Genomic DNA, 15,192 nt, shown 5'->3' with positions numbered 1-15,192 from the left:
TCACGCAGTTCTGGAATCAGGCGGGAAAGCGCCATGAGGGTCTGGTCGCGCAGCCCAGCATGACAGCACCGTCCTGACTCGCCGGGAGGACGTCCGTTGTGCAAGAGCACAATTGCGCCAGGCCGGACAGAGGCCAGCACCGCGCTGACAATCGCATCGACGTGTAGACAGCAGCACTTGATTCGACAGACAGTGACAGTTCATTTCATCGTTCCCGACTTGAAAGCTGCTTTTTTCGGGGTGAGGAAAAGGTCAAGCCCGAAGCCGCGAAGCGGTGCGCCGCAGGCGCAGGCTTGAGGTTCGACTCGCCCCGAAGAATCATTCCCTGGTCGGGGGCGGACGATAGCTCCGCTGACATTGTCTGGCCGGTCAAGTACCGGCTAATACACATCGACGCCGGGGCGAGACTAGTCTGACGCCAAGGGTCTACCGACCAGTCAAGAGCCGCCAGGCCCGCCTTTGCCGCTTCAGCGACCACTTCGTCCGTCCATGTTCCGTAAGGGGCACGTATATGCCGAACTGTGGCTTGGGCACACGCCATCCGGATGATCCTGTTCGCGTCCAATATTTCGCGTCGTACTTCATCAGGTTCGCATCTGGACAAATCCGGATGAGTCATCGTGTGAGTGGCAATCTCTTGTCCCTCGGCGATCATTCGTTAGATCAGCTTCGGCTGGTCCTCTACGTACGCGCCGATGACGCAGAACGTTGCTGGCATCCGGTGTTCTGCCAGCACATCGAGGACGTCCGGTGTGCAAAGTGGATTAGGACCGTCGTCAAACGTCAAATAGACGTCGCGACGTCCGGCGCGATCGTGGCATTCGTCGCGCGCCTCGGATGCGCAATCGAGTACCTTCACAGCTCTGGCCCGTTTCGTTCAATTATCGAGCCAGTAAGCTGCTCCATAGTCGATCGTCCCATCCGGAAGGCCACGGGCACGGTTTCGGTAAGCTTAGGTGGCGTGTCGAGAGATACATCCAAAAGTGTGGGCATCATGGAGACATGTCTAAATCTGCCGTACTACTTAGGTTTATAAAATTGAAGTATTCGATCAATCAACTTCGATTTCCATTTCCGCAACGACGGGTTTCACTGTGCAATACAAAAATTGATTTGTAAAATTGATTGTGTTGATGCCTTGCATCTATAACGTGGATACGTTGAGAAATGCGTTTTACAGTGAGTGGATAGAGGCATGTCCCTATACAGGAGTCACGAGTCGTCTTCGCGAAGGGCCTGAATGGTCGAGACTGCATCCATAGTTCGCTGCATGCCGATCCAGAGGGTTTTCGCACCCGGTTCGCCATCACTCTTAAGGCGTAGAAGTCCACCCAGTGAAGAAATCAGGCGAATGATTTGATCGAGCGTGATGGGCGTCTTCGGTCGAGGCTTCTTCGCCAGCAGAAACTCACCGCGTATCTCGTCGGCATGGAAGAACAGTGACGCATCCAGTTCGGGCGGGGCCGGCCTAAACGCATCAGTCGGGCAATGCGCCACAGCAACATGCGGTGATCCCAGTGGTTTTCGACCCAGTCGCACAGCAGCGTCTTGATCGAACCGAAGTCGATGATGCGCCCGAGATCGTCAAGCGAGGCGGCTTCGCAAGCGAAGTGGATGCGGTAGTTGTGCCCATGCAGGTTCTGGCACTTGCCTTCATTCCCGTAGACGCGGTGCCCGCATGAGATGTCGTGATAATGCTCGGCCTGTAGCATGATCAGAACTCTTTGTCGTGCGATGTTCAGGAACTCGTCGCGTGCGCCTTTGCGATCGCGCAGGAAGCCGCGCATCACACTTGTCATCATGGTGACTTCGTGGTCACACACGCCGCGCGTCGTCATGCGCGATTGCGTTGCACGGGTGAGCACGCCCAAGCCCTGCGGCGTGGCCCGTTCCTCGATTTTCGTCGGCCAGTTGCATCACGGCTTCCTTCTGAATCTGGGAACACGACATCACCCAGTCGGCGAGCCGGTTGAACTGCGACACGCCGATCAGACGGTCACCGGGTATCACGCCAATCCATGCGCGGCCCGTGACCGAGGCCAAGTGATGCGAGCGCATCGGGCGAATCGGGAGAGAGCCGACCGTATGGAACTCATCGAGCCGCCGCGCCCATTTGCGCAACGGCCAGGTGAAATTCGCGCGCCATGCGCGGCGCGGCGACCCCGGTCGATTGCAGGTCGAGACCTTCGAGCAACGCGACGCCAAGACACAATCCAATGGTGATAGCACCGCTTGCACGGGCCGATGTTGACGTTTTCATGCGATGTCTCCAATGTGAAATCAGCGTCGCTCTTGGCGGCGATACGCTGTTGGCAAGATTTGCGAACACGCGGCGGCTGCGTTCAAGCGCAGGCGCCGCGAGTGCTGCTTCAGCTTTGGCTTTCGAGTGCCCGCGTCAAATCCAGCGCGACGTCGACGATCATGTCTTCCTGGCCGCCCACCATGCGGCGCTTGCCGAGTTCGACGAGAATGTCGACGGTCTTCAGGCCGTACTTCTTCGCGGCCACCTCCGAGTGACGCAGGAAGCTCGAATAAACGCCTGCGTAACCGAGCGCGAGCGTCTCGCGGTCGACGCGCACCGGACGGTCCTGCAGCGGACGCACAATGTCATCGGCTGCGTCCATCAGCGTGTACAGGTCAGTGCCGTGGTCCCAGCCCAGACGCTGCGCCGCGGCGATGAACACCTCGAGCGGCGCATTGCCCGCGCCCGCTCCCATGCTGGCGAGACTCGCGTCGACGCGGTCACACCCTTCTTCCACCGCGACGATCGAATTGGCGACGCCGAGCGACAGGTTGTGGTGGGCATGCATGCCGGTCTGCGTTTCGGGCTTTAGCACGCCCTTAAGCGCCCTGAAGCGCGCACGAATGTCGCTCATGTTCATCGCGCCACCCGAGTCCACGACATAGATGCAGGTAGCGCCGTAGCTCTCCATCTTCTGCGCTTGAACGGCGAGGTTTTCGGGGGTCGTCATGTGGCTCATCATCAGGAAGCCGACCGTGTCCATGCCGAGTTCACGCGCATATTCGATGTGCTGCATCGAAATGTCCGCTTCGGTGCAATGCGTCGCGACGCGCACCACGCGCGCGCCCGCCTCATACGCGGCCTTCAAATCGTGAATCGTGCCGATGCCGGGCAACAGCAGTGTCGCGATGGTCGCGTGGCTCACGACGTCGGCCGCCGCCGCAATCCATTCGAGATCGCTGTGTGCACCAAATCCGTAATTGAAGCTGGAGCCTTGCAGACCATCGCCGTGCGCGACTTCGATACTGTCCACTTTCGCCTTGTCGAGCGCGCGTGCGATGTCCTGCACGTTCTTGATTGAGTACTGATGGCGGATGGCGTGCATGCCGTCGCGCAACGTCACATCGGAGATATAAAGCTTCTTGCCCATGTCGGTGTGCTCCCTACGCGTTCGCGAGCGATTGTGCCATGCGCTCGGCGGTCGCGAGCGCGGCGGAGGTCATGATGTCCAGATTGCCTGCATACGCCGGCAGATAATGTGCTGCGCCTTCGACCTCGATGAACACCGAGGTCTTGAGTCCGCCGAAGCGGCCAAGTCCGGGGATGTTGAGCGGCGAGTCGGCAGGAATCTCGTCGAACTGCACCTTCTGCTTGAGACGGTAGCCAGGCACATACGCGTTCACCGCGCTCGCCATCTCCTCGATCGACGCCTCGACCTGCGCGCGCTCCGCGAGTTCGGACAGCACATAGACCGTGTCGCGCATCATCAGCGGCGGCTCGGCCGGATTCAGCACGATGATCGCCTTGCCCTTCGCCGCGCCGCCGACCGCTTCAATCGCCTTAGACGTGGTCTCGGTGAACTCGTCGATGTTCGCACGCGTGCCGGGGCCAGCCGACTTGCTGCTGATCGATGCGACGATTTCCGCATAGTGGACCTTCGCCACGCGCGACACCGCCGCCACCATCGGAATGGTCGCCTGCCCGCCGCACGTGACCATGTTCACGTTCGGCGCATCGAGATGCGCATCGAGATTGACGACCGGCACGCAGTACGGGCCGATCGCGGCAGGCGTCAGGTCGATCATCCGGATGCCGGGCTTGAGCGCGCGCAGGAAAGCGTCGTTCTTCACGTGCGCGCCGGCCGAGGTTGCATCGAACACAAACTCGATGTCCTCGAAGACCGGCAAACGCGCCAATCCCTGAACGCCCTCGTGGGTTGTCGCGACGCCGAGCTGCGCGGCGCGCGCGAGACCGTCGGAAGCGGCGTCGATGCCGACCATCGCCGCCACTTCCAGGTGCAAGCTGCGACGCATGATCTTGATCATCAGGTCCGTGCCGATGTTGCCGGAGCCTATGATCGCGGCTTTGAGTTTTTCGGAAGCCATGTCAGTCCTCAATGCTACTGGTTGCAGGTTTTTCGCGGGGGTTAAAACGGGCAGAGAGGCCGGCTGGGTAAGGGATCGGAGCGGTTGTCGTCGAAGCGGCTAGAATCCATCGCTTTGCTGATGGAAATTGGCCGAACGCCAAGCCCGACAACGGATTCCGTTGGAATTGAGCGAAGCGCAATTCAACGAATTTGTCTTGCCTCATTTGCCACGGGGTCGTCGAGGCCCGCTGCCGCGACTGCCGTTGTACAGGATCTTCAACTACATCCTGAAGGCGCTTTACCTTGGCTGCCAGTGGCACACGCTGCCGATCGACAGGAATCAGCAGGCTCGACGCGAAATCCATCCGACGAGCATTTACCGGATCTTTCGTCGCTGGCAGGCGAGCGGATGTTTCGACGCGATATTTCTGGCCTCAGTACGCCGACTCCAGCAGGACCCAGTTGCTCGATCTGTCGATCATTCACGGCGACGGCACAACGACTGCGGCAAAGAAAGGCGGCGACAATCTCGGTATCAGTGGCGTCGCCGGCCATCACTGCTCACGCCGACGGGTTCAAGCTTCAGGGGATCTGAGGGATTCTGCGTCATGTGTCCACCTGTCAGTTAGGTGGACACATACTGCGCCGTCCCGCCCCAGGAAACCATGTGCGCCTAATTCACCGCTTACCCTTGGACCGTACCGCTCTGGAGCTCGAACAGCTTGTTGCCACCGACGTTGTTCGTATAGTTGACTCCTTCATCGATCAGACCGTAAAGCGTCACGGTACTTTGGGCCATTGTGGGAGCCGCGGCGGCTGACATCACGAAAGCTGCAAGAAGTTTCATTTTCATTAAGGTCTCCAAAGGTTATATTGTGGGTCACGATGCTTCTTTGTGCGCAACCCTGGGTCGGGCATGCGGTCTGTTTTGCTGGGCAGTTGACGTCAATTAACCGCCGTAAATATCGAACGTAAAGTACTTCTTCGCAATTCGGTCATACGTCCCATCCTTGCGGAGACTGTCGATCGCACCGTTGATTGCTTCGAGCAGGGCTCTGTCACCCTTTCTCACACCGATGCTGACGCCCGGGCCGAAGATGCTTTCGTCCTTGATGGCCGGACCTCGCGCGAAACCGAAATCACGACCCTGCGCAGTATTCAGGAATCCCGACTCAGCCGTTGGCCCCGAAACCAGTGCCGCATCGAGCCGCCCATCCGCGAGGTCATTCCATACCTGGTCTTGCGAAGGGTAGGGCACAATGTCAACTCCATTCGTCCAATGCTTCCGTGCATAGGCTTCCTGTGTGCTTCCCTGCAAGACTCCGATATGCTTTCCGTTGAGCGATTCGGGCATTGCCACCAGAGCCGAGCCGCGCCTTACAACCAGCGCTTCGAAGTTGGCGTATATCTTGTGGCTGAAATCGATTGCCTTCGCGCGCTTCTCGGTCTGCGACATTGACGAATTGATCGCGTCGAACTTGCGCGCCTGCAACGCGGGAATCATGCCGTCGAACGAGTTTTCAACCCAGACGCACTTCACCTTGAGCTTCGCGCAAATTGCATTACCCAGATCGATGTCAAATCCAACGAGATCGCCACTCGGGGTTTTCGACTCAAATGGCGGGTAAGCGCTGTCGACTCCGAACTTAAGTTCCTTTCCCTCGTACGCGAATGCCGCAAATGGAATGGACGTTGCGCACAGGGCGACCAGCAGCGTTTTAATCTTCATTTTGGTTTCTCATAAATTCCAAGTCCGGATTTGCGGCATAGTACTTCTGCTTTTATTGCGTCGGTGGCCTCGGACTCGGACGCCCCTCGAGCGCATCGCCGGATGTAATGGCATCTAGGTTGGAACGGCATAGCCGTCGACTACAAGCCTCTTGAGGGTGTCGATTTGAAGCGATCCAATTTCGGAAAGAATGTCGTTGTCCGCCACAAAGTCCCGACCGTGACAAGTTAAAACAACAAGCTTATGCAGGACAAGCGATATGGAGGATCGAATCGTTGCGCGCAGCAGGGCGAGCGGCCCGGTCTTTTAGTACACGGGGACGTCGGCACAGTGCGCCGCAAGCTGCCGGCCGGCCCAGGACGCGGCCGCCTGAACGATGTGTGCGCAATTCAGCGGGCCGCGCACCTGGATCGGCGCGGACCGACGAGTGCCGCCACGCGGCCACATGATCGCCGAGATATCTCATCGAGAGGCCGAGCCTCATTTTTCCGTCTTTCATCATTTCGACACCTCAATTGCGGATTACGCCACCCGACAATGCATGAGCGGCATGAGCGGCATGAGCGGCATGAGCGGCATGAGTGGCATGAGCGGCATGAGTGGCATGAGTGGCATGAGCGGCATGAGTGGCATGAGTGGCATGAGCGGCATGAGCGGCATGAGCAGGATGGTGTGCTGCCGACGTGAACGACACAATGCCGTCAAAATAGGTCCGGTATTCGAAATGCGTATAGGGGGTTTTCCCCCCATATGGCTCGGCTCTGCAATTCAGTGGCCTCGCTGAACGAACTTAATGCCAGCCGCGGCTATGGACCGAGCAGGCCTTGACTCGGCGAACACGCGTCGGATGCCGGTGCGGTACGGCGCACGGAGCAGGCCCACGGCCGTCGATAGGGCCGGCACCACCGTCGCGCTGCACCTGCCGAAGGCTGGCAACGATGTCGCCCCAAGGGCGCGAAGCGCAGCAATGAGACAGGCACCGCGCACACCGATAACGATGCAGGGTTTTTCGCATGGGCAGCACATCGGGCCAGTTTCAGCCTCGCCTCAACGAAGTCAGGGAATACCCTTATCCGCTTTTCAAATAGACGGCCGCCTTTGGCGACATTGTTTATCGGACGGTGAAGCGCGAACATTCACCCATGCCGCCATGTTCCGGGCGGACCAGTCCAAGAATGGGAGCGCATGCAATGACTAAAGACGGAAAAATGAGGCTCGGCCTCTCGATGAGATATCTCGGCTATCACGTTGCCGCCTGGAGGCATCCGGATGTGCAGGCGGACGGAGCGCTGAGCTTCGTACATTTCCTAAACACGGCCCGCAAGGCGGAAGCGGCGCATCTCGACATGGTTTTCTTTGCTGACGGTCTTGGGATCCGCGCCAATGACAATCCGAAAGGATCACTTGCGCGTGACATGCGGAATGCAGAGTTGGAACCGATCACGCTTCTCGCCGCACTGGGTGCAACCACGTCAAACATCGGGTTAGTGGCAACTGCCTCAACCACCTACAACGAACCGTTTCACGTCGCACGGAAATACGCTTCGATCGACCACATCAGCGGCGGCCGCGCCGGATGGAATGTCGTCACTTCGTGGTCAGATGAGGAAGCTCAAAACTTCAACAGGAACGAGAACCTTGCCTATGAAGAGCGGTACGAACGAGCCGACGAATTCGTCGACGTTGTCAGATCCCTTTGGCGGAGTTGGGAGGAGGACGCGTTCGTTCGAGACAAGGAAAGCGGACTTTTCTATCACGAAGACAAGTTGCACGTGCCGAACCACAAGGGCAAGCATTTCCAGGTACGCGGCCCGTTGAATTCCGCGCGTACTCCGCAAGGAGAGCCGATCATCGTGCAGGCCGGAGCTTCCGAGGCCGGACGTGAGCTTGCCGCCAGATGCGCGGATGTGGTTTATAGCAATTCGCATTATCTGAAACATGCGCAAGATTACTATGGCGATCTGAAGGGGCGGCTCGCGAAGTATGGTCGCGAGCCAGGCGAGTTGTTGATCATGCCGGGCATTACACCGTTCGTCGGTAGGACCAGGCAGGAGGCACAAGACAAGTTCGACCAGCTTCAGGAGCTTATCCACCCGCTGAGCGGCCTGGCCGAGCTCTATAACGCGCTCGGCGACCTATCCGGCTATCCGCTCGACGGGCCGGTGCCAGACATCGGTGGGCAGAAACTCAGGAGCCTTGCATCAAACCTGTTGGAGATGGCTCGTGCCGAGAACCTCTCAATTAGACAACTCTATCAGCGCGTCGCATCGACTTTCTCGGTACGCCTGGTGATCGGAACCGCCAGTGACATCGTTGATGAAATGGATGAGTGGTTCAAGAATGATGGCGCAGACGGCTTCAATTTTTGCCCGGCCATTCTTCCGGGCGGTATGGACGACATTAGCGATTTCATCATCCCGGAACTGCGCCGCCGTGAGTTGTTCAGGGACCGATATGAAGGACGAACTCTGCGCGAGAACCTTGGCCTCAAACCCAGTGTCTACAAGCGTGGGTGAGCCGTCATAGTCTAGTCAGGTGACAGAAATGCAAACCATCGATTCCAAAGCTAACTTCCAGCAGGCGATGTCGTTGTTCGCTGCCGGTGTTACAGTTATTACCGCAATGCACCACGCAAAGCCGGTCGGCCTCATCGCGACATCGGTGTGCAGTCTCTCCGACGACCCACCGTCGGTCATCGTCTGCGTGAACAAGTGCGCTTCGTCCCACGATGCAATCCTGGGCGCAGGTAGCTTTGCCGTGAATCTTCTTTCGACAGCGCACTGCGGGCTCGTTGATACGTTTCGCAAGCGCAAAGGGCAAGACCGTTTCGCCGCCAACAAATGGTCATCTCTCGAGACCGGTGCGCCGATCCTGCCTGATGCTACCGTTGCATTGGACTGCGAAATCAGCGATCGGCATGACGGATTCACTCACTCCATCATCGTTGGCGTAATCAGAGAGATTGCGTTCAATGAGACTGTCGATGCGGGATGCCTTCTGTGGCACGAACGTGGTTTTGCACGAAGCGCGCCTCTAAGAATTTGACTGGCAGACGCTGGTGCGGTCATGTCACTGAGTACGCGTCTGGCATGATCGCAGATAAAACTGCAGATTTTGGTCTAACGGATTGATATCAATTTCTTGATGCGAGGCGTCTTGATTGCCCGTTCAACTTGGCTGGCCGGTGTGATCGTTCGTCTTATGCGCACTTGATTGGGCGGTGTCGACTTAGAAGGACCAGCAATGCTCGATCATATGAATACCGTGGCCGACACGCCCTTGCGATGTCGGTCCGAACCATAGATGATGGTTGCTGAAAGGGGAAAGTCACTTGGGAAATCATGAACATCCGGCAACTTGAAGCGTTCCGCACGACCATGATGGTCGGCACTGTAAATGGTGCGGCGGATCTACTGGGGCTGTCTCAGCCATCGGTGAGTCGCTTGATCACCGAGCTCGAAAAGGAGCTCGGCGTGACATTGTTTAACCGCGCTGCTGGCAGGCTCGTGCCGACGCCTGAGGGCAGGATGATCCACGAGCAAGTGGAGAACACATTCCGTGCGTACCAAAAGATCGGAGAACTTGCCGCTGATGTGAGGAAACTTCGCGTAGGCGGCATTTCGATCGCATGCATGCCTGCCCTCGGAATAACTTTTTTGCCGGCAGTCATAGCCCTGTTTTGCGAAGCTCACCCAAACGTTGATATCTCACTGGATGTTCAAACCTCCACGAAGGTGGAAGACTGGATTGCGACGGAAAGAATCGATCTTGGTCTTGCAGAAGTACCTTACGACCGCGAAGATCTTTCGGTAGACGAATTCTGCAACGTTCCCTACTACGCGGTTATGAAGAAGGGGCACAATCTCGGTAAAAAGTCGACGCTTTCACCTGAGGATTTCGAAGGTTGCACATTTATCTCAACCACGGCGCACTATCAAGACCGGCCGCATGTTGATCGTCTATTTGAATCGCGAGACGTAAGCCGTGTTATGCGTATCGATACGTCATTCTCCCACTCGACATGCGAGTTGGCCGCACTAGGAATGGGTGTCGGTTTTATCGATCCTTTCAGTGTTCACGGATACCTTGACCGGGTCGACGTTCGACTCGTGGACCCGTGTATCACCTTCCGGGTTGGGCTGCTATACCCGAAGTGTCGCCCGTTGTCGAAAGTGGGGCGAGCATTTGTTTCGTTTATGAAGCAGCATCGTGATCGATGGTTCGCTGAAGTCGCAGCAGCTTGCAAACTCCATGAATGACTCTGCCCAGACGCTTTTAACCTGGCAGTCGCGTAGGCGGCCTAGATTGATCGCCTGAATATGTTCAGACCTGGGCGCAAATGGAGTAACTCTAGAAAAATCCGTCTCACCCTGTTATCAAATTCCGACTATGGCTATCCAAATAATTCGCAGACCTGGTTATCCGATTGATGCGCAGTTCGTCGAGAGAGGTGGCCTCGCTTGTTCGGACAGGTTCTCGATATTTTTAAGTGGAACGTCCAGGGCAGTCATGCTGCCAATTTGATCGCAGGCAGTGTTGCGAAGTATGCCTCATCCGGCGTGCGGTCTTCCAGACTCGAATGAGGCCGTCGCTGGTTGTACAGATTGATGTAATCGCCGATTGAGCGCCGGGCGTGGCCGACCGATTCATAGGCTTTCAAATACACCTCTTCATATTTCACGCTTCGCCACACGCGCTCGACGAACACGTTGTCTCGCCAGGCACCTTTGCCGTCCATCGACAAGCGGATGCCCCGGCTGAGCACGGCCTCGGTGAACGCTGTCGCGGTGAACTGGCTGCCCTGGTCGGTATTGACGATCTCAGGTTGCCCGTACTTCGCGAACGCTTCTTCCAACGCCTCGACAACGTGCATCGCCTAGATCGTGATCTCTACGCGGTGGGCCAGTACCTTCCGGCTGACCCAGTCCACCACGGCGGTCAGATACACGAAGCCGCGCGCCATCGGGATATCGCTCGTATCCAGTGCCCAGACCCGGTTTGCCCGATTGATCGTCATGCCCAGCAGATACGGCCAGATCTTGTGCCGCGCATTGCGTCGGCTCGTGTTCGGCTTGCAGTACAGCGCCTCGATACCCATGCGCTTCATCAGCGTGCGCACGCGCCTGCGGCCAATCTCGTGTGCCTCGCGACGCAGCAGTCGCGCCAGCATCCGCCCGCCGGAAAACGGAAACTCCATGTGCAGTTCATCGATCCGGCGCATCAGCAACTGGTCTGCCTCGCTCACCGGTTGCGCCCGGTAATACACGCTCGATCTTGCGATACCAACGAGTCGCGCCTGCTGCGAGACCGGCAATGCGTGTGTACGATCGATCATCGCTTTGCGCTCAGCAATCCCGCCTTGTTGAGCGCGCCGCTTAAAAAATCGTTCTCCAGCGTGAGCTGGCCGATCTTCGCATGTAGCTCCTTCAAATCGACTTGCGGCTCGCTCGACGCCGTGCCGCCTGCGCCAAACACGTCGGCTGCACGTTCCTGCAACTGCCGCTTCCATTCGGTGATCTGGTTCGGGTGCACATCGAACTGCTGCGCCAGTTCGGCTAGCGTCCGCTCGCCCCTTGACCGCCGCCATCGCCACTTTCGCTTTGAACCCGGCTGAGTGCGTCCGTCGGGTTCTCTTCGTCATCTTCCTGGTTCCTTTGTCGGCATTATCGCCGGCTCAGGTCCCGAGCATTCCACTTATCCGACTGTCCGAATTTGCGCGGCCATCTCTCAGCGCGTGGGCCGCGCTCAAGCCACGCGCTACACATGCGTTTCACTCGCCTTTGGAGGTCTTCGCAGGCATGCGCGAAGTCGCTTCAACACGTCCCTCTGCATTTCACTAAACCGGTTGCACTTCACCTTTCAAACTGCTCGACCAAATACGCTCGCCGCTTAGCTCTGAGTCTAAACGCGTGCGGTTTGTCGGGAAGTCGACCTCATTGTCTGAAGACCGACGTTAATGAGCGGCACAATTCTTCGCAAGTGGGTCAGAGGTCCTGTCGTCCCGGGATTCCGAGGGTTTGCGGCCCACATGGCCCGGAAGCTGCTCAGAGACTGCGCGGATACAGTCCGGTCGCTGCCGCAACCGCGGAGAAAGACCATATGCCCTCAGCACACGGAGACATGGTCACGCTATGCAGCCCCCGATTCGCAACCACGTTTCTAACTTTTTCTCAACTGGAAGGTGCCAATGTTGATGATTTGGAGCGCAAAGAGAGCGCGAAATGAGTGATTCACGCACGAACGTAGCCATCATTGGATCAGGAACGCTTGGTACCGATCTGATGTGCAAGGTCCTCGCGTCGGAAAGCTTGAGCCTTGCGTTTTTGGCCGGACGCGATCCGAAGAGCCGCGGGCTCGCCGTTGCGAAAGAGCGTGGCGTCGAGACGTCGGCGGATGGAATCAATTTCCTGAAAGCGCACCGCAATGCATATGACATCGTGTTCGATGCGACCTCCGCCTATGCGCACGTCGACCACAATGCCGTTTTTTCTGCTTGCGGGAAATTTGCCGTCGATCTGACGCCGGCTGCCATTGGTATGGTGTGTGTGCCATCGGTCAATCTCACCGACGTCGCCGGGCAGCAAAACGTCAGTCTGGTTACCTGCGGCGGACAGGCGAGCTTGCCGCTCGCGCATGCGCTCAGGCAGGCGACGCAGCAGATTGACTACCTCGAGGTCGTTTCAACAATAGCGGCCGCGAGCGCGGGCATGGCGACGCGGGTAAATATCAACAATTACCTTACTACTACCGAGCGGGCCCTGTCTCTCTTTTCGGGGGCGGACAAGGTGAAGGCGATCCTAAATATCAATCCTGCGGAACCGGGCGTAATGATGCAAACGACGATCTACGCTTACGCGAAATGTGGTGACTTTTCCGAAATCGAGGGCGCAATCAGTAGCGCCGTCGCTTCCGTACAGGAATACGTCCCCGGCTTTCAGATCGTGCTCACGCCGATTCTGGATGAAGGACGAATCACTGTCAGCGTGAAGGTGCAAGGCAGCGGACATCATCTACCGAGCTATGCGGGCAATCTCGACATCATCAATTGCGCGGCTGTCGCGGTAGCGGCGCACAAGGGCCGTGTGACGAGGAGCAAGCAATCGTGAAAAGCTACATCACTCTGACCGACGCATCCCTGCGCGACGGAAATCACGCAGTGCGGCACCAGTTGACAATTGGGCAGATCGTCCGCTACGCGCAGGCCGCCGACGTGGCTGGGATCAATATCGTGGAGGTGGGCCACGGTAACGGACTGGGTGCCTCATCGGCTCTGCTGGGTAAAGCGGCGAGCACCGATGCGGAGATGCTGGCGTCCGTGCGTGAAAAGCTCAGGCATACGAAGCTCGGAGTTCATTTCATTCCCGGGCTCGGCAAGATATCCGACATTGAGGTGGCGCTAGAAGCCGGCGTCGACGTGTTTCGGCTGGCATCCCATTGCACCGAGGCCAACATCACCCGGCGTTTCATCGAGTACGTGAGGCACGTCGGGAAAACCGCCTATGGCGTGCTGATGATGTCGCATATGGCCGATGCCAGAGAGATCGTGGATCAGTCCCGCCTGATGCAATCGTACGGCGCGCACGCGATCGTCCTGATGGACAGCGCGGGCTTTTCGACCCCGGATCTCGTCAAGGAAAAGGTCGAGGCCCTGATCGATGGTCTGTCAATACCAATCGGGTATCACGCTCACAACAACTTGGGGCTCGCAGTAGCGAACTCGATTGCCGCGGCGGAGAGCGGTGCTACGCTCCTCGACGCCTGCGTGTGCGGTTTCGGCGCCGGCGCCGGCAACACGCAGCTCGAAACGTTGGTTCCAGTTCTTGAGCGCCATGGGTACCAGTTAGGTACAGACTTCGCGCGCGTAGCCAGACTAGCGAAGTGCGCAGACGAGGTGCTGCCGATCCGGACCCCTCACATCCCCATCGCTAACATCATCACGGGCGTTTTTGGCCTCTTCTCGGGTTTCGTTCCGCACATCGAGCGCCTAGCGTCCGAGCTTAAGATCGATCCTTTCGAGCTGTGTCAGGCCCTTGCCCAGCGAAAGCTGGTAGCGGGGCAAGAGGACGTGATCGTAGAAGAAGCGCACCGCCTCGCGGCCATGAGCGCACAGAGCGTCGCGGTGAGGTAGTTCCGTCCGCGAAGATGGCACACGCCGACGTTTGCCGTCCTTGCCGAGAGTGGCGATTTGAACAACATGTATCTGGTTGCGTTGCATGTGCAGCGCCGGTGCAGCATCTGACAGATCTTATCGCGTCATGATTTCTTACAGGACAGAGAGCAATGAGCAAGCTTGCACATAAAGCAGCAGTCGTAACGGGCGCATCGAAGGGTATCGGTGCTGCCGTTGCAAAGGCGCTGGCGGCCGAAGGCGCGGCCGTCGTCGTCAACTATTCAAGCAGTAAGAAGGGAGCGCATGCGGTTGTCGATGCAATTACAGATGCCGGAGGCAAAGCCGATTACAGATGCCGGAGGCAAAGCCGTCAAAATCGGCGGCGATGTCTCGAAACTGGCGGACGCACAAGGTATCGTCGACGGCGCGATCGAGCATTTCGGTCGCCTTGACATCGTCGTCAACAACGCAGGGATCTACGAACTAGCTTCCATAGAGGACGTGACGGAAGAGCATTTTCATGAGCAGTTCAATATCAATGTGCTTGGCACGCTGCTCGTCACACAAGCTGCGATCAAGCATCTGCTCGGAGGCGGCAGTATCATCACCCTTAGTTCCGTCGCAAGTCACGCGGCAGTTCCGAGAACGGCAGTTTATGCGGGTACGAAAGGGGCCATCGATGCCGTTACGGGGGGGCTTTCGCGCGAACTCGGACCACGCCACATTCGCGTTAATTCGATCCAACCCTAGCATAGTCCTGACAGAAGGTACGCACAGTGCGGGCATCGTCGGGTCCGATTTTGACGCTCTGGTGCTCAGACAGACGCCTCTGGGTCGTCTTGGGCAGCCCGATGATATTGCTGCTGTGGCGGTGTTTCTCGCGTCGGATGACGCGCGGTGGATTACGGGCGACAACCTGCTCGTTGGTGGTGGCTTACCGGATTGCGGGCCATCGCGAAAGCGGTGGAATCACCACCGGCGCCTACCGGGGTGCGCGCCGGTTCTCGACCCTACCTTAAGGGGAG

Annotated in this window: 12 protein-coding genes and 6 pseudogenes; 8 read left to right on the top strand and 10 right to left on the bottom strand. The window is 57.9% G+C overall.

Going from position 1 to position 15,192, the window contains the following annotated elements; translation table 11 throughout:
* Positions 1-205: 205 nt before the first annotated feature.
* The 7 genes and pseudogenes from HDG34_RS24835 to HDG34_RS24805 all read right to left on the bottom strand — a co-directional run bounded on the left by HDG34_RS24835 (position 206) and on the right by HDG34_RS24805 (position 4,347).
* Positions 206-859, bottom strand: a pseudogene (locus HDG34_RS24835) (polysaccharide deacetylase family protein).
* A 353-nt stretch (positions 860-1,212) separates the two neighbouring features.
* Positions 1,213-1,505: pseudogene (locus HDG34_RS24830) on the bottom strand (IS4 family transposase); the annotation flags it as partial.
* Between the two features lie 39 nt (positions 1,506-1,544).
* Positions 1,545-1,712: pseudogene (locus HDG34_RS40215) on the bottom strand (6-pyruvoyl trahydropterin synthase family protein); the annotation flags it as partial.
* A 103-nt stretch (positions 1,713-1,815) separates the two neighbouring features.
* Positions 1,816-2,058, bottom strand: coding sequence for a GTP cyclohydrolase I (locus HDG34_RS24820; RefSeq protein WP_260321321.1), 243 nt, complete (start codon positions 2,056-2,058; stop codon positions 1,816-1,818).
* A 43-nt stretch (positions 2,059-2,101) separates the two neighbouring features.
* Positions 2,102-2,260 (bottom strand): annotated as a pseudogene (locus HDG34_RS24815) (3-(3-hydroxy-phenyl)propionate transporter MhpT); the annotation flags it as partial.
* A 109-nt stretch (positions 2,261-2,369) separates the two neighbouring features.
* Positions 2,370-3,392, bottom strand: a complete 1,023-nt coding sequence (gene mhpE, locus HDG34_RS24810; protein WP_184062923.1) for a 4-hydroxy-2-oxovalerate aldolase — start codon at positions 3,390-3,392, stop codon at positions 2,370-2,372.
* A 13-nt stretch (positions 3,393-3,405) separates the two neighbouring features.
* The gene (locus tag HDG34_RS24805; protein ID WP_184062921.1) at positions 3,406-4,347 is read right to left on the bottom strand and encodes an acetaldehyde dehydrogenase (acetylating); all 942 of its coding nucleotides are present in this window, start codon (positions 4,345-4,347) and stop codon (positions 3,406-3,408) included.
* 127 nt (positions 4,348-4,474) lie between these two features.
* On the opposite strand from HDG34_RS24805, the gene HDG34_RS24800 reads away from it, so the two are divergent.
* Positions 4,475-4,957: a transposase gene (locus HDG34_RS24800; protein ID WP_311734872.1), complete on the top strand. Its 483-nt coding sequence runs from the start codon at positions 4,475-4,477 to the stop codon at positions 4,955-4,957.
* Between the two features lie 56 nt (positions 4,958-5,013).
* Here the strand turns inward: HDG34_RS24800 and HDG34_RS24795 are convergent, their stop codons facing one another.
* Both HDG34_RS24795 and HDG34_RS24790 read right to left on the bottom strand, forming a co-directional pair.
* Positions 5,014-5,181: a porin gene (locus tag HDG34_RS24795; protein WP_184062919.1), complete on the bottom strand. Its 168-nt coding sequence runs from the start codon at positions 5,179-5,181 to the stop codon at positions 5,014-5,016.
* A 96-nt stretch (positions 5,182-5,277) separates the two neighbouring features.
* On the bottom strand, positions 5,278-6,057 hold the full coding sequence (locus tag HDG34_RS24790) for an ABC transporter substrate-binding protein (protein WP_184062917.1): 780 nt from the start codon (positions 6,055-6,057) through the stop codon (positions 5,278-5,280).
* A gap of 445 nt (positions 6,058-6,502) precedes the next feature.
* Between HDG34_RS24790 and HDG34_RS24785 the strand changes: the two genes are divergently transcribed.
* The 4 genes from HDG34_RS24785 to HDG34_RS24770 all read left to right on the top strand — a co-directional run bounded on the left by HDG34_RS24785 (position 6,503) and on the right by HDG34_RS24770 (position 10,316).
* Positions 6,503-6,841 (top strand): hypothetical protein, encoded by a 339-nt coding sequence (locus tag HDG34_RS24785; protein ID WP_184062915.1) that lies wholly within the window; start codon positions 6,503-6,505, stop codon positions 6,839-6,841.
* A 406-nt stretch (positions 6,842-7,247) separates the two neighbouring features.
* Positions 7,248-8,573, top strand: a complete 1,326-nt coding sequence (locus HDG34_RS24780) for an LLM class flavin-dependent oxidoreductase (protein WP_184062913.1) — start codon at positions 7,248-7,250, stop codon at positions 8,571-8,573.
* Between the two features lie 28 nt (positions 8,574-8,601).
* Positions 8,602-9,102, top strand: a complete 501-nt coding sequence (locus tag HDG34_RS24775; RefSeq protein ID WP_184062911.1) for a flavin reductase family protein — start codon at positions 8,602-8,604, stop codon at positions 9,100-9,102.
* 296 nt (positions 9,103-9,398) lie between these two features.
* Positions 9,399-10,316, top strand: coding sequence for a LysR family transcriptional regulator (locus HDG34_RS24770; protein ID WP_184062909.1), 918 nt, complete (start codon positions 9,399-9,401; stop codon positions 10,314-10,316).
* A gap of 248 nt (positions 10,317-10,564) precedes the next feature.
* Here the strand turns inward: HDG34_RS24770 and HDG34_RS24765 are convergent.
* Positions 10,565-11,698, bottom strand: a pseudogene (locus HDG34_RS24765) (IS3 family transposase).
* A 580-nt stretch (positions 11,699-12,278) separates the two neighbouring features.
* Between HDG34_RS24765 and HDG34_RS24760 the strand changes: the two are divergent.
* From HDG34_RS24760 to HDG34_RS24750, 3 genes and pseudogenes are all read left to right on the top strand, one after another.
* Positions 12,279-13,163 carry an acetaldehyde dehydrogenase (acetylating) gene (locus tag HDG34_RS24760; RefSeq protein WP_184062907.1) on the top strand — a complete coding sequence of 295 codons (885 nt, stop codon included), beginning with the start codon at positions 12,279-12,281 and terminating at the stop codon, positions 13,161-13,163.
* A complete protein-coding gene (gene dmpG / locus HDG34_RS24755) occupies positions 13,160-14,185 on the top strand; it encodes a 4-hydroxy-2-oxovalerate aldolase (protein WP_184062905.1) in 1,026 nt (341 codons plus the stop codon). Before HDG34_RS24760 ends, dmpG begins: the two co-directional genes overlap by 4 nt.
* Before the next feature lie 152 nt (positions 14,186-14,337).
* A pseudogene (locus HDG34_RS24750) lies at positions 14,338-15,104 on the top strand (SDR family NAD(P)-dependent oxidoreductase); the annotation flags it as partial.
* Positions 15,105-15,192 lie beyond the last annotated feature (88 nt).

Origin of the sequence: Paraburkholderia sp. HC6.4b (genome assembly GCF_014200875.1) — a bacterium.
GTDB lineage: Bacteria > Pseudomonadota > Gammaproteobacteria > Burkholderiales > Burkholderiaceae > Paraburkholderia > Paraburkholderia tuberum.
This window is presented reverse-complemented; position numbering and strand designations above follow the sequence as displayed.

Bases quoted from the DNA above. Each gene is read 5' to 3' on its own strand.
- HDG34_RS24785 (WP_184062915.1), top strand. From the start codon at position 6,503: ATGATCGCCGAGATATCTCATCGAGAGGCCGAGCCTCATTTTTCCGTC.
- HDG34_RS24780 (WP_184062913.1), top strand. From the start codon at position 7,248: ATGACTAAAGACGGAAAAATGAGGCTCGGCCTCTCGATGAGATATCTC.
- HDG34_RS24760 (WP_184062907.1), top strand. From the start codon at position 12,279: ATGAGTGATTCACGCACGAACGTAGCCATCATTGGATCAGGAACGCTT.
- HDG34_RS24790 (WP_184062917.1), bottom strand. From the start codon at position 6,057: ATGAAGATTAAAACGCTGCTGGTCGCCCTGTGCGCAACGTCCATTCCA.
- HDG34_RS24770 (WP_184062909.1), top strand. From the start codon at position 9,399: ATGAACATCCGGCAACTTGAAGCGTTCCGCACGACCATGATGGTCGGC.
- HDG34_RS24775 (WP_184062911.1), top strand. From the start codon at position 8,602: ATGCAAACCATCGATTCCAAAGCTAACTTCCAGCAGGCGATGTCGTTG.
- HDG34_RS24820 (WP_260321321.1), bottom strand. From the start codon at position 2,058: ATGCGCTCGCATCACTTGGCCTCGGTCACGGGCCGCGCATGGATTGGC.
- mhpE (WP_184062923.1), bottom strand. From the start codon at position 3,392: ATGGGCAAGAAGCTTTATATCTCCGATGTGACGTTGCGCGACGGCATG.
- HDG34_RS24795 (WP_184062919.1), bottom strand. From the start codon at position 5,181: ATGAAAATGAAACTTCTTGCAGCTTTCGTGATGTCAGCCGCCGCGGCT.
- HDG34_RS24805 (WP_184062921.1), bottom strand. From the start codon at position 4,347: ATGGCTTCCGAAAAACTCAAAGCCGCGATCATAGGCTCCGGCAACATC.